Here is a 20,953-nt window from a genome sequence, read left to right as displayed (position 1 = left end):
GTAAAACATGGTATTACTTGCATAGTTATTATTTAGCAGGAGCAATCATCCCCATGGAACTTACATTAGATAACGTATTCAATTTTAGTGCTGGCCCAGCGGCTTTGCCTAAGCCAGTAATGAAACAAGCACAAGCTGACTTCATTGATTGGAACGGTTTAGGCACTTCCGTTATGGAAATCAGCCATCGCAGCAAAGAATTTATTAAAGTTGCTGATGAGTCTGAGCAAGACCTACGTGATCTTCTGAACATCCCTGACAACTACAAAGTTCTGTTCTGTCAGGGGGGCGCTCGTGCTCAATTCGCAGCTGTGCCTTTAAACCTTCTTGGTGATGCAACAAAAGCAACTTACATTGATGCGGGCTACTGGGCTGAAAGCGCAGTTGCTGAAGCAAGTAAGTACTGTGAAATCGACGTGTTCAATGCAAAAACAACAGTCGATGGTAAAGCCGCTGTGGTTCCAGCAAAAGACTGGAAAATCGATCCTGAAGCAGCGTATGTTCACTTCTGCCCGAATGAAACCATCGATGGCATTGAGATCAGTGAGCTACCACAAACCGATAAACCTATTGTTGCTGATATGTCATCTAACATCTTGTCTCGCAAGATCGATGTGTCTCAATATGGTGTTATCTACGCGGGTGCGCAGAAGAACATTGGCCCTGCGGGTATCTGTATCGCTATCGTACGTGATGATCTGCTGGATCTTGCAAATGACGTATTGCCAAGCATTCTTAACTACAAAGTGCTTGCTGAAAAAGACTCTATGTTCAACACGCCACCAACTTACGCTTGGTACTTGTCTGGTCTTGTTTTCAAATGGTTGAAGGCTCAAGGCGGTGTTGAAGCGATGGAGCGTGTTAACCAAGAAAAAGCAGCACTACTTTACAATGCGATTGACGATTCTGATTTCTACAAGAACGAAGTACACGCAGCAAACCGTTCAAGAATGAACGTACCGTTCCAACTTGAGAAACCTGAGCTAGATGCGAAGTTCTTAGAATTGGCTGACGCTGCAGGTCTTAAGTCGCTGAAAGGTCACCGAGCTGTAGGTGGCATGAGAGCATCGCTTTACAATGCGATGTCTTTAGAAGGTGTACAAGCGCTTGTAAGCTTCATGAAAGATTTCGAAGAGAAATACGCTTAATCTGTCTACCCGAGATTAAACATTTAAAAGAGGAGCTAACGGCTCCTCTTTTTCTTTTTTAGTTTCGCAAACACTTATCTGTAACACTGGCTATCTTCTTTTACTGTTCAAACGAAATTGCTGTGGCGTGACATCGAAAGTTGCTTTGAAGGCTTTAATGTAAGAGGAGTCGTTTTGATAACCCACTTGATCAGCAATGCTTTGTATTGAGTCATCTTCGTCTAACAGGGACAATGAGTAAATTAGTCGTATTTGTTGGCGCCACAGCTGAAACGAGGTGTTGAACTCTTTCGCGAATAATCGCGACAAGGTTCGCTCGGATGCACCTACTTTTTCTCCCCATGCTTTGAGCGACAAATCTAAATTTGGCTCATCAGTGAGGGCTTCAAATATCAACTTCAAACGTCTGTCTTGTGGCAATAACAACTGAAATGTCTGTACGTTGTCTTTCATTATTTGGTCGTGCAATACGGACAGTAGGCGAGACACTTCTTCATCACTCGCCAATCCCTCACACTGTCTGCGAATCTCTTGCAATAACTCGTTTAGAAAGGGAGTCAGCGCAATCGTTCGAACCTCTGGGTCATACTTCGTTCCAAAGGCTGGGTTAAGGTAAATACCAACAAACGTGGTATGACTCAATGCGATAGATTCATGTGAAATACCGGCAGGTACAAACAAAGCTGAAGTGTGCGGCACAAGGTGTTGATAGTGTTCTGTTTGAGTTTGTAGCAAACCTTTGAGTGGAAAGATCACTTGATGCCATGTGTGTTGGTGCATCGCATCGATGTAACCTTTCGGCATGTCGATAGTCTTAACGAGCGCGGGCGAATTTGGATTGGCGGCCATCATCTTGTTGGAGGTGACAACTCCAGTACGAGAATCGATTTGGCGGGTTAGCATGGTTAAGTGTCCTTATGTCCCTATTCTGACGCGGCGACCCTAGGCTATCATGCTCGGCAAATAGAATGAAGCGAGAGGATATGCGTATGCGCTTTCAAGTAGAGATATCCAAACAGAACCAGCTTTTGTTTAAAGTTGATATAGAGAATATCGACCGCAGCAAGTGTGAAACATCACTCGATACCGTATTAGCTAAGTTTCCAATCGAAGAGGGCTATCAGCGTCATGTGTTGGTTTCTGATAGTGAGACTCGCTACCTCAAAAGCACCGACCAAAATATTGAAGTGTTGGCGGCGATTCCGATATTTAGATCATTAGGCGAGCGTTAGTACTGGTCGTAAAAGGCAATATTCTCGCAAGAAACAATAATAAGATTTAGACAAGAAGGGAGAGATATGAAGAAGTTAGGCGTGGTTAACAATGTATTGGCAGGCAAAACGGTTGCTTTCGCACATGGTGCAAAAAGTGCCATCAACAAAAAAGTCTTGTTGGAGCGTCAACACGCAACGGAGCTGGGTTTTACCAATGATGAGCAAGGTGATCCGCGTTTTCATGGCGGCATTCAGAAAGCCCTTCATATCTATCCAAGTGAACACTATCAAGTTTGGCAGCAGGAGCTGGGCGACAAAGGTGTTTTTCAATCAGCTGGCGCTTTTGGAGAGAACATCAGCTCAAGTGGCGTAACCGAACAATCGATTTGCTTAAAAGATAAAATCCGTATTGGCTCTACTTTGTTGGAAGTATCGCAAGGGCGCATGCCTTGTTGGAAGCTCAATGTGCGCTTTGACCAACACGATATGGCGCACAGACTGCAAGACACACTCAGAACCGGTTGGTACTTCCGAGTGTTAGAAGAGGGCGAGATAGGTGCAGGTGATGAGATCATACTGTGCGAACGTCCTTATCCTGACTGGTCGCTTGCTCGTATCATGGGTGCCGTTTTTACAGGTAGTTTAGATAAAGACTTATTAAGTCAAATGACGCAATTGCCATTGGTTGAGTCTTGGGGAGCGCTTGTTGCTCGCCGCCTCGAAACGGGTAAAGTCGAAGATTGGGAAATGCGCTTGGTTGGACCTACAGCGGTATAAACCAGTCGTTAGATAGAGAAAGCCCGCTATTGAGATATAGCGGGCTTTTTAATAGTGATAAGCTTTGTAAGAACCGTTACAACCAGAAACTCTTCAGCGGCATATCAGGCGAAAAGTGATGAGCAACCTGTGCTTGAAGCAACTCTGCGGTTGCAATGGCATCAGTAAGCGCATGATGTGGCGTGTAGTCGGGTAGGTGGTATCGACGACGGCTTTGCCCAAGTCGAACCGAGCCTGGTTTCTTACCTTTTAATTTATTCCATAAGCCGCCAGCCAGTTTGTTCTGGATCTGAGACTCAATCTCTAACGTGTCCAGCACCGGAAATTCGATGCCTTCATTCAATCGCACTTTCAATGCGTTGTTTAAGAAATCTCGCTCAATACGGCGGTAGTGAACAACGGGAATATGGCCAGCCATCGCTTGCAATACTTCGTCCAACACTTCATCAAGATCTGGCGCATCGATGATGTCATTGTGGGTAATGCCGTGGATTACCACTGACTCTTCCTCTAGCTTCTGCCTTGGGCGTAACGTCCAGTGCCTTGCTTGTCGAAGGTAGATTCGGTTAAGAGTAAATGGCACCAAACCTATGGTGATGATCCCATCTTTGGAAGGATTCAAACCGGTTGTTTCGAAATCCAACGCTAAGAACATCACCTCTGAAAGCGGTGTATCAGGCGCAGGAAGAGGCTGGCTGTAGAACTGTTTTAAGCGTTCATCCTGGGCACGTTCAAGCTTTTGAGCAAACTTAAATGGCCAATCGACTGCTGGTGATCTGAATAGTTTGTTCATAGGCCCTACTTAAACTTGTTACTGGCTTGGTAACGGAACTTAAGGAAGTTTTGCGCATTACTTAATATTTGGAATGCATCCTTCAGGTTACGACGTTCAAAATCAGACAGATTCTCTGGCTCAATGTTGTTATCTGGCTCGACATTATTATCAACATCGTGTGCTTGGTGGCGGATACGCACCAGAGAGATAAATTCCATCGCATCTTTAAGATCTTGTGCTCTACCTTTTGGCAGAATACCTGCGTCGATAATGTCATCTAAGCGCTCAAATGAGTTTTTAGAACGAGAGCCTACCGCTAGCGCATGGACACGAATCAAGTCTGCTAGAGGAGCCGTACCACGTCGTTTGAGGTTGATGGAGTTGTTATGACGACCATCTTTCTCCATAACAAAGTCTTTAAAGAAACCAAGTGGTGGAGTACGGTTGAGCGCATTACGTGCCAGACACGCTAGGAAACGGTTGTTCTTACGTGCACGTCTTACGATAAAGCTATTTAATTGCTCTGCCCATTTCAGGCGGCCATAAACACCGTCTAGGTCGAAGAAGATCGACGCGTTTAGCAGTGCTTTCGGGTTTGGATCATCAATCCAGTCAGCGAAGCACTCTTCCCATTCTCTGCGGGTCATTCGCCACGTCGGGTTGGTCGCCATAATGTCGCCCGTGCAATACACATAACCACACTGGTCTAAGCCATCACAAATGAACTTTGAGAGCGCTTCAAAGTACTTGCCGTGTTTTGCTTCGTCGTAGGTGTCGTCAAGAATGATGGCGTTATCTTGGTCTGTTACCAGCAGTTGTTCATCACGCCCCATAGAGCCTAATGCTAGGAAACAGTATGGAATTGGTGATTTACCTAACTGCTCTTCCGCGAGCTCGATAATACGCTGCTTGAAGCTACGACCAATTACCGACATTGCGGTGCCGACCATGTGAGCATTGGCATCTTCGTTAACGAGACGGACAAAGCTGTCTTTCACTTGCTCAGAGAGCACTTTGAGATCTTCGATACTTTGTTGCTGGAAGATACTACTTACTAATAGCAATGAGTTTTGAGATTCGTAACGGACGATGTCGGTCGCTTCGATAATACCGATTGGCTTCTTATCTTTCAGGACGGGTAAGTGGTGCACGTTGTAGCGAAGCATGGTCATCATGGCTTCGTATACGTAGGCATTGTGGTCAAGAGAGATAACCTCAGGTGTCATCACGCTAGAGACTTCATCGGATGGGTCTAGACCTTCTGCCAGTACGCGAGTACATAAGTCTCGGTCGGTGATGATACCGATAACGGGTGTCGAATCGTCTTCATCATCTTCCACGATGTCAGGGTCGATGATCAGCAAAGAAGAGACATTTTCTTCTGCCATCATGGTGGCGGCTTGTTGAATGGTGCGCGTTTTCTCAATCATCGGCGCTTCACTGGTCAGCAGTGTTTTCACTTTAGATGTCGTAAGGTCGTTGGCATCGTTATTACTTGAGTTTGCCTGACGTAAACGCGCGTTATCTTCAACCTCTACGAAATCAGCAAAAGAGTCGTAGTTATCGTAGAGTTCTTGGAAAATAGGCTCAGGAATACAGTAGAGCAGGGTATCTTCGGTCGCTTTTACTGGGAAGCGCACCTTGTTGTTGGTAAGCAGGCCCATTTGACCAAACAGGTGGCCTTCATCAAGGCGGTTATACAGTTCGCCTTTACGACGATAGACTTCAACTTCGCCGCTTCGAACCATATACAGATCATGAATTTGATCACCAAAGTGAATGATAGGTGTGTCTTGGCGGTAATAAGAAATTTCCACGCTACTGGTCACTTTCGTCAACATCTCCTCAGGGAGCTCATTGAAAGGCGGGTATTGTGCCAGAAAGTTTTGAATCTCTAATAACTCAGCATCCATAGTAATCATCCATTGGTTTGTATGATTTCATGGTACAACATTTGATAATAATTTGCCGTCACAAATCAATCTGTGAGCTAAAACCTTTTTAAAGTCTTAGGGATAGACTAACCTTTCAAATAATGGAGTGACAGTTTAAGGATGATGGGAATGTCGAAGTGGAAGTTTAGTTTTGTATCTGCAGTTTTTATGTTTTCTCCAAGTTTGTGGGCAGACACTCACAGTGTGGATATTCTTGATTACGACCACGTTTATGCAACGGCGCATTCAGGCAGTTTGAACGAAGATGCTGGGGGAAATAATAATGCATCGGCGTTTGGATTGGGTGTGAGCTACACCATGACCGACGATTGGTTACTGCTTGGTGATTATACCGCGCGTTTCATCCACCCTGACGAGAGTACGACTCGTATTGATACATTAATGGCTGGTACGGGTTATCGTTATAGCATCAAGAAAGACTTGGATATTGTCGCTTCTTATTTGCTTGGTGTGACTAAAGGGGAAGTTGAGCTGAATGGCACCAATGAGACTTTAGAATCTGATACGGAGTTTGTCCAAGGTGTTAAAGCCGAGCTTAACTATGGCTTTGCTAAGCGTTGGATTGCGAACGGTAGTGTACAGCTCAATCGAAGTGATTTATTCGATGAAGAGATTTACCACCTAGGTTTACGTTATCTAGTGACCAACAAGTTTGCGATTGGTGGTTCATACCAGCATAGAGATGGTGAGGGGAGCACAGGCGTAAGTGAGAGGACTAATGAGTTAGGTGTCGAGTTCTTCCTAGAGTACTAATTGAATTCAACCTCACACATTATGACAGCTACAAAAAAGCCAGCTTAATCGCTGGCTTTTACATATCTACTGTCTGCAAGAGCAGACTTGGTATTGTTACGATTAAAGAACCGCAGCGATACCTTTACATAGAGGGCCCATGTTTGACTTAGTCATGCCCGCAACGCTGATGCGGCCAGAGCCAACAATGTAGATTGCGAATTCTTCTTTTAGGCGGTTTACTTGCTCTTTGCTCAAACCAGAGAAAGAGAACATGCCGTTTTGGCGCTCGATGAACGTGAAGTCTGCATCAACACCTTCAGATTTCAGTGTTGCAACGAATAGCTCACGCATCTCTTGGATACGGTCACGCATCTCAGCAACTTCCGCTTCCCATTCAGCACGTAGACCAGCATCGCCAAGGATGTGAGTTACGACAGCACTACCGTGCGCTGGTGGGTTAGAGTAGATAGAGCGGATGATGCTCTTAACTTGAGAGAATGCTGTTGTTGCTACGTCTGCAGATTCAGCAACTAAAGTGAACGCACCAACACGCTCGTTGTATAGACCGAAGTTCTTAGAGAATGAGCTCGCGACTAAAATCTCTTTGTTGTACTTAGCGAAAGTACGAAGGCCAGCAGCATCTTCTTCAACGCCTTTTGCAAAACCTTGGTAAGCAAAGTCGAATAGTGGAAGAAGCTTTTTCTCAGCAACGAGTTTAGCCAGTACTTCCCACTCTTCAGCTGTTGGATCGATACCTGTTGGGTTGTGACAACAGCCGTGAAGAAGAACGATATCACCTTCAGATGCTTTCTCTAGGTCAGCAACCATGCCAGCGAAGTCTTTGTCTTTTGTTTCAGCGTTGTAGTAGCTGTATTGAGCTGTTTCGATACCCGCAGCAGCGAAAACACCGTTGTGGTTAGCCCAAGTTGGGTTACTGATCCAGATCTTCACATCACCAAGTTGACGCTTAATGAATTCACCTGCAACACGTAGAGCACCAGTACCACCCGGAGCTTGTGCTGTTTTAGCGCGTTGAGAAGTTACGATTTCAGCATCTGAACCGAAAAGTAGCTTCTGAACGGCAAGACCGTATTCAGCTGTACCTTCAATCGTTAGGTAAGATTTGGTTTTTTCGTTTTCAAGAAGTGCAGCTTCTGCTTTCTTTACTGTTTTAAGTACTGGCGTTTGACCATCTTCATTTTTGTAGATGCCAACACCAAGGTTGATTTTCTCTGCACGAGAGTCGTTTTTAAACTCTTCAGTAAGGCCGAGGATAGGGTCGGCAGGCGCAGCTAACACTTTTTCAAACATAATCTTCATCCATGTCAATTGAGAGGGGATAGTATCTATGGGTAGTTATACCTGTATGGAATTTTTAAGACAATACGAAGTGAACAGAAAGACCAAAAAAAATCCATTTCAATCAGATTTATTGACTAAAGAGGGTATTTGATAACAAAACACCCTACGGATTAACCTGTAGGGTGCAAGAAGTTAGTGGTTTTTGAAAAGATTATGCAGGCGAAGCAATAAGGCTTTCTCTCTCGAGTTCGTTTTCTACACTTTTTCCATCTTTGTAAGTGGCTGCGATTTCAACAAAAAGGTCTTCGACGGCTAAAAAGGCTTGAACAACTTGCGGATCGAAATGAGAACCTTCACCTTCTAAAATGATCTCTTTGGCTTGTTGATGTGTAAATGCCGGTTTATAGACGCGTTTAGATATTAATGCGTCATAAACATCGGCTAAGGCCATTAAACGACCCGACAAAGGGATGTCTTCGCCAGCCAGTTGATTTGGGTAGCCACTGCCGTTCCACTTTTCATGGTGTGTGAGAGAGATCTCTTTTGCCACCCTTAAAAAAGAACTGCTACCGAGCTGCTTTTCTGCAATAGATAAGGCTTCTGCACCAATCGCCGGGTGACCCTTCATTATTTCAAACTCTTCATCGGTTAATTTGCCCGGCTTCAGGAGCACGCTGTCTGGCACTCCGACTTTTCCTACGTCATGTAGGGGAGCAGACTTATAAAGTAACTCGATATAGCTTGGCGTTAATAATGCGGCGTGTTCTTGAGACTTACTGAGTTGTTGTGCCAAAACCTTTACATACTCTTGAGTCCTTAGAATGTGCGCTCCAGTCTCATTGTCTCGAGATTCTGCAAGTGCTGATAGGCTAACAATGGCGACGTCACGAGTCGTTTTCACTTCGTTCTGAGCCGTTTCTAAGCTATCAAGCATGGTGTTGGTCATCGCTGCCATTGAGCCCAGTTCGTTGTAACCAAAAATTGGTAGCCGCACACCTTGCTCTCCATTGGTCACCTTATTTAATGCACACTCTTGGCTAAGGAGAATACGCTTAATGAGCTTGCTCCAAAGTGTCATGATGGCAATGGCATAGCCGCCTAACACCAGTGCTAAATAGATGAATTCTTTGATTACGCTGATCTTGCCAGTGCCATCAAGTAAGCGTTCAGGGTTGTGTTCTAGCCAGAAGATGTCTTTGACCGCAATCATGGTCAGCATGGTCGTCAGTGTTACCAGAAGTACCATCACCAAGCCAATCATCTGCTTTACTAGTGAGCTTCTTTCACCAATCAATTGGAAATCAAATTGACCGGTCGCTTCCATGTTGTCGATTTGTGCTAACTTAGCGTGCAACTGGAGGATAGTGCCGGTGAAGAAGCCAAATAAGGTCATCCCAAATAAGACTTTTAGATTGCTGTCTACCGTGAACTCGTAACTAAGGTTGTAATACAGTGCGAATGGGAGACTCGTAGCGAAGAACAGAAAGGTGTCAAGCTGAGCAAATCTGCCTTGCTTAACCAAAGCGTGATTGGTGAATAAATAGTGACGTACAAGCCAAACTAAGACAAAGACGATGCTGACGTGAGTGAAAATCTCCAGTGTGGATAGGCTCTCAAGCATCGGGCACACTCGACTACCATAAGTGCCAAAGAGCACACCGGCGATAGCGTATAATTGGGTCGTTAGCGATTTATTATAGTTAGAAGTATCCATCGATAAGCCTTTGTTCTTGTTGATTTACATGAGCCTTAGATTGATTGGCGGATAAAGGCACACGTATGATTAACATAGATGACATGAATGAGACCGGAAATTCTATCGATAGCTTTCGCGGATTGATACAAGAAAGTGGTTAGTGTTGAATTTTTGTTAGCTAGGTGGGGAATATTACAGCGTTATTATGAAGAGGTTTGAATAGCCTCGGTTGAGTCTCGAGGCTATTACGTCGATGAGGTTGCGATTAGAACTGAGAAGATTAGCTTCAACGCGACCTAACGATCATAAAAAGTTGACTACTTTTTAAGATTGATTTCAGCTTCAATTGAGCCAGTTTCAATTTCTGGATGTGATGCCAGTTTGTCTGCTGCCCATTGGTTGATGTGCTTAAGAATTGCAGATACCGCGTGCTTTTCAGTAGGTGCTTGATCTTGGTCTACATCTAGCTTCTGCTTTGGATGTGAGCCTGTCGCATCTTCAGCAATATGGAGCCAATCTGGGTGCCAGTAGTATGGCTGGCCACTCGGTGTTGTCCAACTATGAACACCGTTTGACTCTCCTTTATAACTTAACTGATCTGCTTCTATTTTTTTCATTGTTATCTCGCATGTTTTTGGGTTACATCAAATTATTGAGGCGTAAAGCGAATTTAGCTCTTACCTTGGATACAAACTTAGCAAAGCTTACAAAGTTATCTGTGAACCAATTCACACAATTATAGAAATTAGGTGCAATCATATGGATAGAAGCAATAGTTGATCACGTTAATGATAAGATCACCCGTCCACAGGAATTTATCTAGGTAGTACAATTAGATGGCGCGTTATGAAGAGCTTGCAAAGGATATTCGAACTCAGATCGCTAATAACACATGGCGTTCAGGAGAGAAGATCCCCTCTGTGCGCATGAGCTGTCGTAACTACAACGTCAGTAATAGTACTGTGCTACAAGCCTATCAGTTGCTAGAAAGCGAAGGTTGGATCATTGCCAAGCCTCAGTCTGGCTACTTTGTTGCTCCTAAAGTCGACGGTGTGGATTATCAGCCGCCAGTAGCTCGAGAGAAGAAGGCGATTAACGATCGCTTATTTGATTTTCTAAAGTCCAGTTCTGCTGAGGGTATTGTTCCTTTTGGCTCCGCCTTTCCTGACCCAGATCTTTTTCCTTTACCCACCTTAACTCGAAACCTAGCCAGTGCAGGCAGAAAAATGACGGGTGCGAGCGTGATTAATAACTTGCCGCCAGGCAGCGAGTCATTAAGAAGGCAGATCGCACAGCGCTACTTACAACAAGGTATTAGCGTTAACCATCAAGATATTGTGATTACTTCGGGTGCGATGGAAGCTCTGAACTTGAGCCTGCAAACAGTGACTCAATCTGGCGACCATGTTGTGATTGAATCGCCGGCGTTTTATGGCGCTTTGCAAGCCGTAGAGAGACTGGGGCTTAAGCCTATCGAAGTGGATGTTTGCCCTGTCAACGGATTGGATATTGATCAGTTTGAAAGCGTACTGAAGAACAATAATGTGAAAGCATGTTGGCTGATGACGACTTTTCAAAACCCAACAGGCACAAGTTTATCGGACGAAGCCAAACGTCGAGTAGTCGAGATAGCAGAGCAGCACAACACGTACATTATTGAAGATGACGTTTATGGTGACCTTTACCATGAAGGGCACAAACCTAAGCCTCTGAAGGCGTTTGATAAAACGGACTCGGTTTTACTGTGTGGTTCTTATTCGAAAAGTCTCTGCCCAGGCTATCGAGTGGGATGGGTGGTGAATGCTCGATTCAATGATGCGATTCAGAAACTACAACTGCTTTCCACGCTCTCTAGTAGCGCGCCTGTTCAGCTTGGTGTCGCACATTTCTTAACTCATGAAAGCTACGATAATCATCTACGTAAATTACGTAAGAGTCTTTTGGAGCGAAAAGCGCGTTTTATAGAAATTATTAAGCAGTACTTTCCACACTCTATCAAAATTGAAGATCCTGCTGGTGGTTACTTCATCTGGATCCGCTTCTATTCTGACTTTGATAGCCAGCAGCTTCATCAACTTGCGATTGCGCAGGGAATAAGTGTCGCATCAGGTGACTTGTTTAGTGAGCAGGGGAGAGCTGACAATGCAATTCGTTTGAACTTCTCCTACGAACTCACTCAAGAGAGAGAACATGCCCTCATTTTACTCGGCAAACTCGCGCATCAGTTGACGCATTAAGTGCAGATATAAACGCTAACTGACTCATAAAAAACAACATAATGCTAACTGTACGGTTTTATTGTGGGGAAACTGTACGCCTTATTTACCGAACAGTTGTGATTCAATAACGTTAGACCAAATATTGGAGATACCGTTATGTTGAAAATGACTATGGGAAATGAAGTGAAGCTGATTGTCGTCGCGATTGTGTGTGCGCTTCTACTTATTCTTGGCCATGTATTATTGGCAAAAGCATTCGCTGATATGGCTTGGGCGGAATACACCACCGCTGCGATTCCATTTGTAATGATGGCGATATGTGGTCTCGCGATAAAGTATGCAAGTAATCAAGACGTTGATTAACACACCTATCAAGGAGCTTGGTTTGGCATGACTCCTAATAACATTTTCGTTCTGTTCTGAATATAAAAAAACCTCCGCAATTGCGGAGGTTTTTATTTTCTTTCTTTTAATTCGAGCTTAACGCGGAATTAGAAGTTCGCAGAGCGAGGAGTACGTGGGAATGGGATAACGTCACGTACGTTGCCCATGCCTGTTACGTAAGATACTAGACGCTCGAAACCTAGACCGAAGCCAGAGTGAGGTACTGTGCCGTATTTACGTAGGTCGCGGTACCAGTTCATGTGCTCTGGGTCGATACCTACTTCACGCATACGCTCGTCTAGGATGTCTAGACGCTCTTCACGCTGAGAACCACCGATGATTTCGCCGATACCAGGTGCTAGTACGTCCATTGCCGCTACAGTCTTACCGTCATCGTTAGCACGCATGTAGAATGCTTTGATGTCTTTCGGGTAGTTCTTAACGATTACAGGCGCCTTGAAGTGTTCTTCAGCTAGGTAACGCTCGTGCTCAGAAGACATATCGATACCCCATTCAACTGGGAATTCGAACTCACGACCTGAATCTAGAAGGATCTGGATTGCGTCAGTGTAGTCTACTTGTGCGAAGTCAGAAGTTACGAACTGCTCTAGACGAGTAATTGCTTCTTTGTCGATACGTTGAGCGAAGAACTCAAGGTCGTCACGACACTCTTCTAGTACGGCTTTGAATACGAACTTTAGCATGTCTTCAGATAGCTTAGCGATGTCTTCTAGATCCGCGAAAGCTACTTCAGGTTCAACCATCCAGAATTCAGCTAGGTGGCGGCTTGTGTTTGAGTTTTCAGCACGGAACGTAGGACCGAACGTGTAAACTTTGCTTAGTGCACAAGCGTAAGCTTCACCGTTTAGTTGGCCAGATACTGTTAGGAATGTCTCTTTACCGAAGAAGTCTTCGTTGTAATCAACATCGCCTTTTTCTGTGCGAGGTAGGTTTTCCATGTCTAGCGTTGAAACGCGGAACATTTCACCAGCACCTTCAGCATCAGAAGCAGTGATCAGTGGAGCAGATACCCAGAAGAAACCTTGCTCGTGGTAGAAGCGGTGAATCGCTTGAGATAGACAGTTACGAACACGCGCTACTGCACCGATTACGTTTGTACGTGGACGTAGGTGAGCTACTTCACGAAGGTATTCGATAGAGTGACGAGTTTTCGCCATTGGGTATGTTTCTGCGTCTTCAACCCAACCAACAACTTTAACGTCAGTTGCAGCAAGCTCAAAATCTTGACCTTTCGCTGGAGACTCAACAATCTTACCTGTTACTTCAACAGAGCAGCCAGTAGTTAGCTTTAGTACTTCGTTTTCGTAATTATTAAGATTATTAGGGACCACGGCCTGAATCGGGTCGAAACAAGAGCCGTCATAAATGGCAAGGAAAGAGATTCCAGCTTTGGAATCACGACGTGAACGGATCCAGCCGCGAACAGTTACTTCACTGTCTACCGCTAGCTTGCCGCCAAGTACGTCTTTTACAGGCGCGTAAGTCATGTTGGTTTCATTCTCCATTGAGGGACAAATTCAACGCAATGTTTGCAAGTGATTGTCTATAGTTCGCTAAGTTTTGAACAAAAAACAATCGAAACATTGAGTTGTATAAACTTTTTAAATCAATGGAACATATTACCTGTCATACAGAGAGCTTCAACCTTTATTCTTGCTTGTCGAAAGAAATATTGTGTATGTCCGCTATAAAACTCATAAAGGGTTGGTTTTTTGTTCGATCTCGCCGTGGGTTTAACTTTGGTTGTGGCTGCTTGTTAACTTTTGTTTAGTTCGATTCGCCTTGCGCGTGGCCTATATCGACTGAACCATCGCAATCTTTGTTTCCAATAATGATTGTGTGATTGCATCGAACCTCACACTATATTGTCGCGGCTTCTCCTATCTAGGAGACCATTCACCTTCTTTGTTTGGCACGAACTGATGTCGCTGCAAACTAAAGAGTTACCAGAGGAGTTTAATATTCACGTGTTAATTACGCCGCCTTAGCCCCTGCATTCTCTCTACACCCGCACTTTTCGAGCGCTCGCTCATTCATGAAAAACAGTTGATCACATGATGTCTGAACAAGGCAGGACTGGCTGTACAAGTAAAAGAGAATTACATGCTTAATTATTTAAAAACACACTGGTTATCAAATATCAAAGGAGATTCATTATCTGGGATTGTGGTTGCACTTGCATTGATCCCTGAAGCTATCGCTTTTTCCATTATCGCTGGCGTCGACCCTAAGGTGGGTTTGTACGCTTCATTTTGTATCTGTGTTGTCACCGCCTTAGTGGGCAGCCGCCCGGGGATGATATCTGGTGCGACAGGCGCAATGGCGCTGTTGATGGTCACATTAGTTAAAGAGCACGGGCTTGATTATCTACTAGCAGCATCATTTTTAGCTGGTGTTATCCAGATTATTGCTGGTTATTTGAAGCTAGGTAATTTGATGAACTTCGTGTCGAAATCTGTGATTACCGGATTTGTAAACGCGCTTGCTATTCTGATCTTTATGGCCCAATTACCTGAACTGGTTAACGTACCTTCAAGCGTTTATCTGTTGGTTGTTTTAGGCTTGGCGATTATCTATTTGTTGCCTTACTTACCCAAATTTGGAACTGCAATACCGTCACCTTTGGTGGCTATTATCGTGCTCACTATTATCAGTTTGATGTTTGGCTTAGATGTGAGAACCATTGGTGACATGGGAAAACTACCTGATTCACTCCCAATCTTCTTAATTCCTAACATTCCATTCTCATTAGAAACCTTCGAAATCATACTTCCTTACTCCATTGCTTTGTCAGTTGTTGGCATCTTGGAATCCTTGATGACTGCGACCATTGTTGATGATCTGACGGATACAGAAAGCAATAAGAATAATGAGTGCAAAGGGCAGGGGGTCGCGAACATTGTTGCGTCACTGTTTGGTGGTATGGCAGGTTGCGCTATGATAGGTCAGTCGATCATTAACATTAAATCTGGCGGTCTAACCAGGCTATCTAGCATGATCGCAGGCGTACTTCTTTTACTAATGGTAGTGTTTGCTTCTGATTGGTTAAAGTTGATTCCAATGGCGGCGTTAGTCTCTGTGATGATTATGGTATCAATCGGTACTTTTTCTTGGCGTTCAATTGTCGAACTTAAAGACCATACCTTACCGACGAATGTCACCATGCTGACTACGGTTGTTGTGGTCGTCTTTACTCATAACCTTGCGATTGGTGTCGCGGTTGGCGTAATACTTTCAGCCCTATTTTACGCTCACGCGAGTAAGTCTATGGTCTTCATCTCTGATGAGGTCGTGACCAATCAACTGCACACAACTCATAGAGTTAAGGGGCATGTGTTCTTTGCTTCTTCCGATGCCTTTGTGGATTTGTTCGATTACGACAAGGCGACTTCACTGGTTACAATCGATATTTCTGAAGCGTCCTTCTTAGATAACACCTCAGTCGAAGCGCTCGATAAGGTGGTGTTTAAGTTTCGCAAGAAAGGCGCTTATGTTGAGGTCGCAGGTATGGATGAGGTCAGCGCAAAGCTCATTTACAAGCATGCGATGTACCACAAGCATAAAGACTTATCAGCGGTGTCGATCACGCACTAGCGGCTGTTTGAACTCAGAGTTCTAAGCCTAAATAGAGGCAAATAGAAAGGTGAAGCGCTCATGATTGAGCGCTTTTTGTTGGGTTGCAGTTAGGTATTGCTCTCGATTTAGGCCTTATCTTTTTTACAAGACAAGGTGAACTGATTAATCAGGGATTCTAGGTGATCAGACAGCTCTTCTAAATCGTTACTGATATTACGCGTCTCACCAGCCGATAGTGATGTGTCATTAGCATGTGAAGTGATGGTTTCGACTTTCTGCTGAACATCTTTGGTAGCTTGGGTCGTAGATTTAGTCTGTTGCTGAATATTCTGCGCATGGGCAAGCACCTGTTTCATCTCTTCGACAACACCATTCATTTCAGCAGCGAGTGCGTCGATGTCACTTGAACTTCGATGCGCTTGTTCACATACACGGTCAGCGGAAGTGAGTGATTCTTCGCTGCCTTGTTGGAATTGGTGGATGATCGACTCAATACTGCCCGTGGCTTCTGCGGTTCGAGAGGCGAGATGGCGAACTTCGTCAGCAACGACAGCAAACCCTCGGCCTTGTTCTCCCGCTCTTGCTGCTTCTATCGCTGCGTTGAGTGCCAACAGGTTGGTTTGATCGGCAATACCACGAATTACACTCAATATCGAAGACACTTCGCCGGTTTGTTCATTGAGTGTGGTGATCTTGTGTTTGACCTCTTCGATACTACTTACAAGGTTCTTTATCTCGCTGCTTGCCTCATGGGCTTGGTTCGTACTGTTACAGGCAACGTCCGAAGTGTGATTGATCAGGTCGGATGCGGTTAGCGTTGCTTGCTCCACATTAATTTGTTGAGCTTGTATTCCTTCAATATTACTTTGAACTTCCGCCGTTTCATTTTGCTGGTCGCTAGCGGCTTGTTCAGTAATCTGAGCAACGCTCGTCAGTTGATTGGCGGACGCGTTCAGCTTATGAGAGGTGTCTTGTACTTGCTCCAAGCTGTTTGACACGGTGCCCATGAACGAGTTGATTGATTTGGCTAAAGTGCCAATTTCATCTTGGCTCTGTTCAGGCAAGCGGTTTGAAAGGTTTTTATCGCTACTGACTTGAGTCATAAAGAGCGAGGTTTGCTGAAGTGGGCGGACAATGATTTTACGAATCAGTCCCATCGTCAGTACAAAACCGGCAAAAGAGATCACCGCCATAATACCAATCGCAGCCATGGTTTGAGTGTTAATTAGAGAATTAACATGACTCAGATTGTACTCTAGTCGTATTGCGCCCAATACTTCGCCTTCTGGTGCCATATGACATGCGACACAATTGGTACCACGATAGTTTTCGCTAGATTTCATTGGCAGGGCGATCACTAACCCTTTCCCCCATTCTGCGGAAAATGGCTCGATAACCGTTTCGCCTGACAAGGCTCTCTTATCAATCTCGTCAACGGGTGTTTGATTTTCGTTGCCTGGGCCATACAACATACTTACGGCTTCGGCACGTAATACTCGAACGTCTTCAATGCCTTCTTGCGCTAACGCTTTCTGACGCAGCGTTTCTTTCTGTGCCATGGTGCCGGTCAGCATCATCATATTAAGGCTATCGAAATAGTTGCTCGCTTTATCGTGAAGTTGTTCACTTAGAACGGAATTAACCAGTTGCTTTTGTTGGGAATATTGAAAGTAGGTGGATATTGCCAGTAAAAAGGTAAATACAATGGCAAGAGCAACCAAGATCTTGAAGGTTATTGTTGAGCGCATAGGTGTTTTTATTAATTCTGATGACGCGGATACTGTACTGGCAAGAGTCCTTACCACCTATGGGGTATATTGAATAGTGTGACCACACTCCGGTTGTGGTTTTGTTTCTGTGATGTAGCGAGTTTGTATGTTAGCCGAGGTTTAATAGGAACCTCTAAAGAGTAAGGATCCGGTTTTGATAGTTTCGCCTAGCAAGTGAGTCGAAGCTGGTGCGAATAAAAGTACTATTTTGGATGCTTGAGTTGTATTAGTTAACAAGTCTTCTATTAATAATGATTATTGTTTTTTGATGTTTGGTGGTTAATTAATATCCAAATGCTTGTTTTGTTCAATTTAATAGCAAAAAATGTGGTTATAGCGTTGTGTTTCAGAGTTCATTCGATAATATGAAGTCACCTCTAATGATAGAGGAAGGGCAGCAACGGATACGCTGCTTTAAATAATATGGAATGTGACTTATTGATATTGGACACATACATGAAATTCAAGATTACATCACCGATCATCGAACCCACAGAAGGGTCACCACATCAGAACATGGCTTCTTCATCTGATCACACCTCTCTATACTCTCGCTTGTACTACTCGTTTTCTACTGCCTTTTCGCGATTTAACTCCGCTTATCGCTCCTATCGATATTCGTTTTAAAGCTTAACTTCTTTCGAATTTTCTTTGCATCTTGGCTGATGACAGAGAACTACACCTATTAAAAACTAAATAAATAAGTTAAAGACAATGAATATTAAAATGATGGGTAGCTCCCTAATTATCGCTGGTACCGCTCTCGGTGCTGGTATGCTTGCAATCCCAATGGTATTAGCTCAATTCGGATTGCTTTACGGCACAATGCTAATGGTTCTGATCTGTTTCGGTACCACTTACGCGGCATTACTACTTCTAGAAGCAACCATCAAAGCGGGTGGTGGCTTAGGATTAAACTCTATCGCTAGAAAGACACTAGGCAAACAAGGTCAACTAATCACCAATGGTCTGCTTTACGCGTTGCTGATTTGCTTGCTAATGGCTTACATCTTAGGCGCGGGTGACTTGCTGAGTAAGTTGCTGTCTAACTTTGGTATCGATCTTACCGCTACAACAAGTCAAATCACTTTTACCTTGATTGCGGGCGCTGTTGTGGCAAGTGGCACAGGTGTAATTGATAAGCTCAACCGTGCACTGTTCTTCGTGATGCTGGCAAGTTTGTTTGCAACGATGGCATTTTTAGCACCAAGCATGACGCAAGATAACTTAATGCAGGTAACGAGTCACAATCATGTTGACCTAATCAAAACGAGTGCAATCTTGTTCACCAGCTTTGGCTTTATGGTCGTGATTCCAACTTTGGTTTCTTACAACCATGAAGCGACCGATAAGCAGCTTCGTAATATGGTAATCGTAGGCTCTCTTATTCCTCTAGTGTGCTACCTATGTTGGTTGTTTGCTGTGGTAGGTAACTTGAGCGAAGAGCAGTTTAGAAGCTTCCATAATGTCTCTGACTTGATGGCTGCATTTGAAGCTCAGTCACCATGGGTAGGTACCGTGCTATCTATCTTCACGGGTTTGGCTCTGCTGACTTCGTTCTTTGGTGTGGCTATGTCGCTATTCAACCAAAACCGAGATATGTTCAACCAAAATACGGCGGTGACTTACTGCATTAGCTTTATCCTGCCATTAGCGGGTTCACTGCTGGCTGCGGACAAGTTTCTACAAGTGCTGAACTACGCTGGCATCATTCTGGTGTTCTTGGCGGTATTTGTACCTCTAGTAATGGTTCACAAACAACGCTTTATGAAAGTAGCAGAAGACAGATACAGTGCTGAAGGCGGCAAACCAATGATGCTTTTCTCATTGTTGTTTGGTTGCTTCTTACTTATCTCTCAAGTGATTTAACTAATTGTTTTAGTTGCTGTGCTGAACAGCAGCTGATATTGAGACATAAAAAAAGGAACGCATATGCGTTCCTTTTTTATTGCTTGTTTGTTAGCGAGAGTCGATTAACAAACAACCTTAACAGCCAAACCACCTTGAGATGTCTCACGGTATTTAGCGTTCATGTCTTTACCTGTTTCTAGCATTGTTTCGATAACTTTATCTAGAGAAACAGTAGGAGCAGAAGAACGACGAAGTGCCATACGAGTTGAGTTGATTGCTTTTACAGCAGCAATACCGTTACGCTCGATACATGGAACTTGTACTTGGCCAGCAACTGGGTCACATGTCAGACCTAGGTTGTGTTCCATTGCGATTTCCGCAGCCATACATACTTGCTCAGGGCTACCACCCATAAGCTCAGCAAGACCAGCAGCAGCCATAGAACATGCCACGCCAACTTCACCCTGACAACCAACTTCTGCACCAGAGATAGAAGCGTTACGCTTGTATAGACCACCGATAGCGCCAGAAGCCGCGAAGTAGCGGATGTAGTCTTTCTCAGTCACAGTTTGGATGAACTTATCGTAGTAAGCCAGAACTGCAGGGATGATGCCACATGCGCCGTTTGTTGGTGCAGTCACTACACGACCGCCAGCTGCGTTCTCTTCGTTTACTGCGAATGCGAACATGTTTACCCAGTCAACAACAGACATTGGATCGTTTGTTGTTTTTTCTGAAGTCATTAGCTGTTGGCGAAGTGCAGCAGCACGGCGAGGTACACGTAGTGGACCAGGCAGGATACCTTCAGTATTCATACCGCGATCCATACACTCACGCATTGTTTTCCAGATGTTTGCGAAGTAAGTACGAGACTCTTCGTCAGAGTGGAAAGCCGCTTGGTTTTTCATAACCAGTGTGCTGATAGAAAGACCGCTGTCTTTACACTGGTTAACTAGCTCTTCAGCTGTTGTGAATTCGTAAGGTGCTTTGATTGGGTTTTCTTCTTCTTTGCCGAAGTTCTCTTCGTCAACGATGAAACCACCACCAATTGAGTAGTAAGTTTTTGAGTATGCAACTTCGTCGTCAATCCACGCGTGGATGCTCATGCCGTTCTCGTGTAGAGAAAGGTTGCTAGTATGGAAGTTCATACCACCATCGCGAGGGAACGAAACCGTGTGACAGTGCATGCCAACAGGAAGGCGTTCAGTTTCTTCTACGCGAGCAATAAAGCCCGGGATAGAATCGATATCAACACGCTCAGGAGTATTGCCAGCAAGACCCATGATGATTGCGATATCTGTGTGGTGACCTTTCCCTGTCAGTGATAGTGATCCATATACGTCCACGGTGATTTTAGTGATGTCGCGCAATTTTCCCATTGAACGTAGGTCATCAATAAATTCTTTACCCGCTTTCATTGGTCCAACTGTGTGCGAGCTCGATGGACCAACACCGATTTTATAGATATCAAATACACTAATCATAGCGATTACCTCAAAAAGAGAGCCTCCCAAGGGGAGTAGGGAGGCTC

17 protein-coding genes are annotated in these 20,953 nt (G+C 44.4%); 8 read left to right on the top strand and 9 right to left on the bottom strand.

The features are described from left to right. Nucleotides 1–53 precede the first annotated feature (53 nt). Complete coding sequence (gene serC, locus L0991_07415) at nt 54–1,148, top strand: 3-phosphoserine/phosphohydroxythreonine transaminase (protein XGB61277.1); 1,095 nt, start codon at nt 54–56, stop codon at nt 1,146–1,148. A gap of 90 nt (nt 1,149–1,238) precedes the next feature. Here serC and L0991_07410 read toward each other — a convergent pair whose 3' ends face one another. Then, nucleotides 1,239–2,051 (bottom strand): helix-turn-helix transcriptional regulator, encoded by an 813-nt coding sequence (locus tag L0991_07410; GenBank protein ID XGB61276.1) that lies wholly within the window; start codon nt 2,049–2,051, stop codon nt 1,239–1,241. Nucleotides 2,052–2,137: 86 nt separating this feature from the next. Between L0991_07410 and L0991_07405 the strand changes: the two genes are divergently transcribed. Next, nucleotides 2,138–2,380, top strand: a complete 243-nt coding sequence (locus tag L0991_07405) for a hypothetical protein (protein XGB61275.1) — start codon at nt 2,138–2,140, stop codon at nt 2,378–2,380. A gap of 66 nt (nt 2,381–2,446) precedes the next feature. Beyond that, a complete protein-coding gene (locus L0991_07400; GenBank protein ID XGB61274.1) occupies nt 2,447–3,139 on the top strand; it encodes an MOSC domain-containing protein in 693 nt (230 codons plus the stop codon). A 76-nt stretch (nt 3,140–3,215) separates the two neighbouring features. Here L0991_07400 and L0991_07395 read toward each other — a convergent pair whose 3' ends face one another. Further along, nucleotides 3,216–3,932 (bottom strand): 3'-5' exonuclease, encoded by a 717-nt coding sequence (locus L0991_07395; protein ID XGB61273.1) that lies wholly within the window; start codon nt 3,930–3,932, stop codon nt 3,216–3,218. Between the two features lie 5 nt (nt 3,933–3,937). Further along, a complete protein-coding gene (locus tag L0991_07390) occupies nt 3,938–5,827 on the bottom strand; it encodes a DUF294 nucleotidyltransferase-like domain-containing protein (GenBank protein ID XGB61272.1) in 1,890 nt (629 codons plus the stop codon). Between the two features lie 150 nt (nt 5,828–5,977). On the opposite strand from L0991_07390, the gene L0991_07385 reads away from it, so the two are divergent. Next, nucleotides 5,978–6,622, top strand: a complete 645-nt coding sequence (locus tag L0991_07385; GenBank protein XGB61271.1) for a hypothetical protein — start codon at nt 5,978–5,980, stop codon at nt 6,620–6,622. Nucleotides 6,623–6,724: 102 nt separating this feature from the next. Here L0991_07385 and L0991_07380 read toward each other — a convergent pair whose 3' ends face one another. The 3 genes from L0991_07380 to L0991_07370 form a co-directional block, all read right to left on the bottom strand. Beyond that, a complete protein-coding gene (locus L0991_07380) occupies nt 6,725–7,915 on the bottom strand; it encodes an aspartate/tyrosine/aromatic aminotransferase (protein XGB61270.1) in 1,191 nt (396 codons plus the stop codon). Between the two features lie 202 nt (nt 7,916–8,117). Further along, the gene (locus tag L0991_07375) at nt 8,118–9,620 is read right to left on the bottom strand and encodes an HD domain-containing protein (GenBank protein XGB61269.1); all 1,503 of its coding nucleotides are present in this window, start codon (nt 9,618–9,620) and stop codon (nt 8,118–8,120) included. A 299-nt stretch (nt 9,621–9,919) separates the two neighbouring features. Continuing rightward, a complete protein-coding gene (locus L0991_07370; protein ID XGB61268.1) occupies nt 9,920–10,219 on the bottom strand; it encodes a hypothetical protein in 300 nt (99 codons plus the stop codon). 219 nt (nt 10,220–10,438) lie between these two features. Here L0991_07370 and L0991_07365 point away from each other — a divergent pair, with 219 nt between their 5' ends. Together L0991_07365 and L0991_07360 are read left to right on the top strand one after the other, a co-directional pair. Then, entirely contained in the window at nt 10,439–11,839 is a 1,401-nt protein-coding gene (locus L0991_07365; protein ID XGB61267.1) for a PLP-dependent aminotransferase family protein, read from the top strand. Between the two features lie 138 nt (nt 11,840–11,977). Next, entirely contained in the window at nt 11,978–12,184 is a 207-nt protein-coding gene (locus tag L0991_07360; protein XGB61266.1) for a hypothetical protein, read from the top strand. 128 nt (nt 12,185–12,312) lie between these two features. Here the strand turns inward: L0991_07360 and asnS are convergent, their stop codons facing one another. Further along, complete coding sequence (gene asnS, locus L0991_07355) at nt 12,313–13,713, bottom strand: asparagine--tRNA ligase (GenBank protein XGB61265.1); 1,401 nt, start codon at nt 13,711–13,713, stop codon at nt 12,313–12,315. Between the two features lie 616 nt (nt 13,714–14,329). Between asnS and L0991_07350 the strand changes: the two genes are divergently transcribed. Beyond that, a complete protein-coding gene (locus L0991_07350; GenBank protein XGB61264.1) occupies nt 14,330–15,820 on the top strand; it encodes a SulP family inorganic anion transporter in 1,491 nt (496 codons plus the stop codon). 107 nt (nt 15,821–15,927) lie between these two features. On the opposite strand, the gene L0991_07345 is transcribed toward L0991_07350, so the two are convergent. Beyond that, complete coding sequence (locus tag L0991_07345) at nt 15,928–17,550, bottom strand: methyl-accepting chemotaxis protein (GenBank protein XGB61263.1); 1,623 nt, start codon at nt 17,548–17,550, stop codon at nt 15,928–15,930. Between the two features lie 747 nt (nt 17,551–18,297). On the opposite strand from L0991_07345, the gene L0991_07340 reads away from it, so the two are divergent. Continuing rightward, a complete protein-coding gene (locus tag L0991_07340) occupies nt 18,298–19,440 on the top strand; it encodes a tyrosine transporter (protein XGB63867.1) in 1,143 nt (380 codons plus the stop codon). Between the two features lie 104 nt (nt 19,441–19,544). On the opposite strand, the gene L0991_07335 is transcribed toward L0991_07340, so the two are convergent. Continuing rightward, nucleotides 19,545–20,906: an L-serine ammonia-lyase gene (locus L0991_07335; protein ID XGB61262.1), complete on the bottom strand. Its 1,362-nt coding sequence runs from the start codon at nt 20,904–20,906 to the stop codon at nt 19,545–19,547. Nucleotides 20,907–20,953: the final 47 nt, after the last annotated feature.

The organism is Vibrio chagasii (assembly GCA_041879415.1).
Classification (GTDB): domain Bacteria; phylum Pseudomonadota; class Gammaproteobacteria; order Enterobacterales; family Vibrionaceae; genus Vibrio.
The sequence above is the reverse complement of the archived record's forward strand: the minus strand, read 5'-3'. Positions and strand labels throughout refer to the sequence as shown.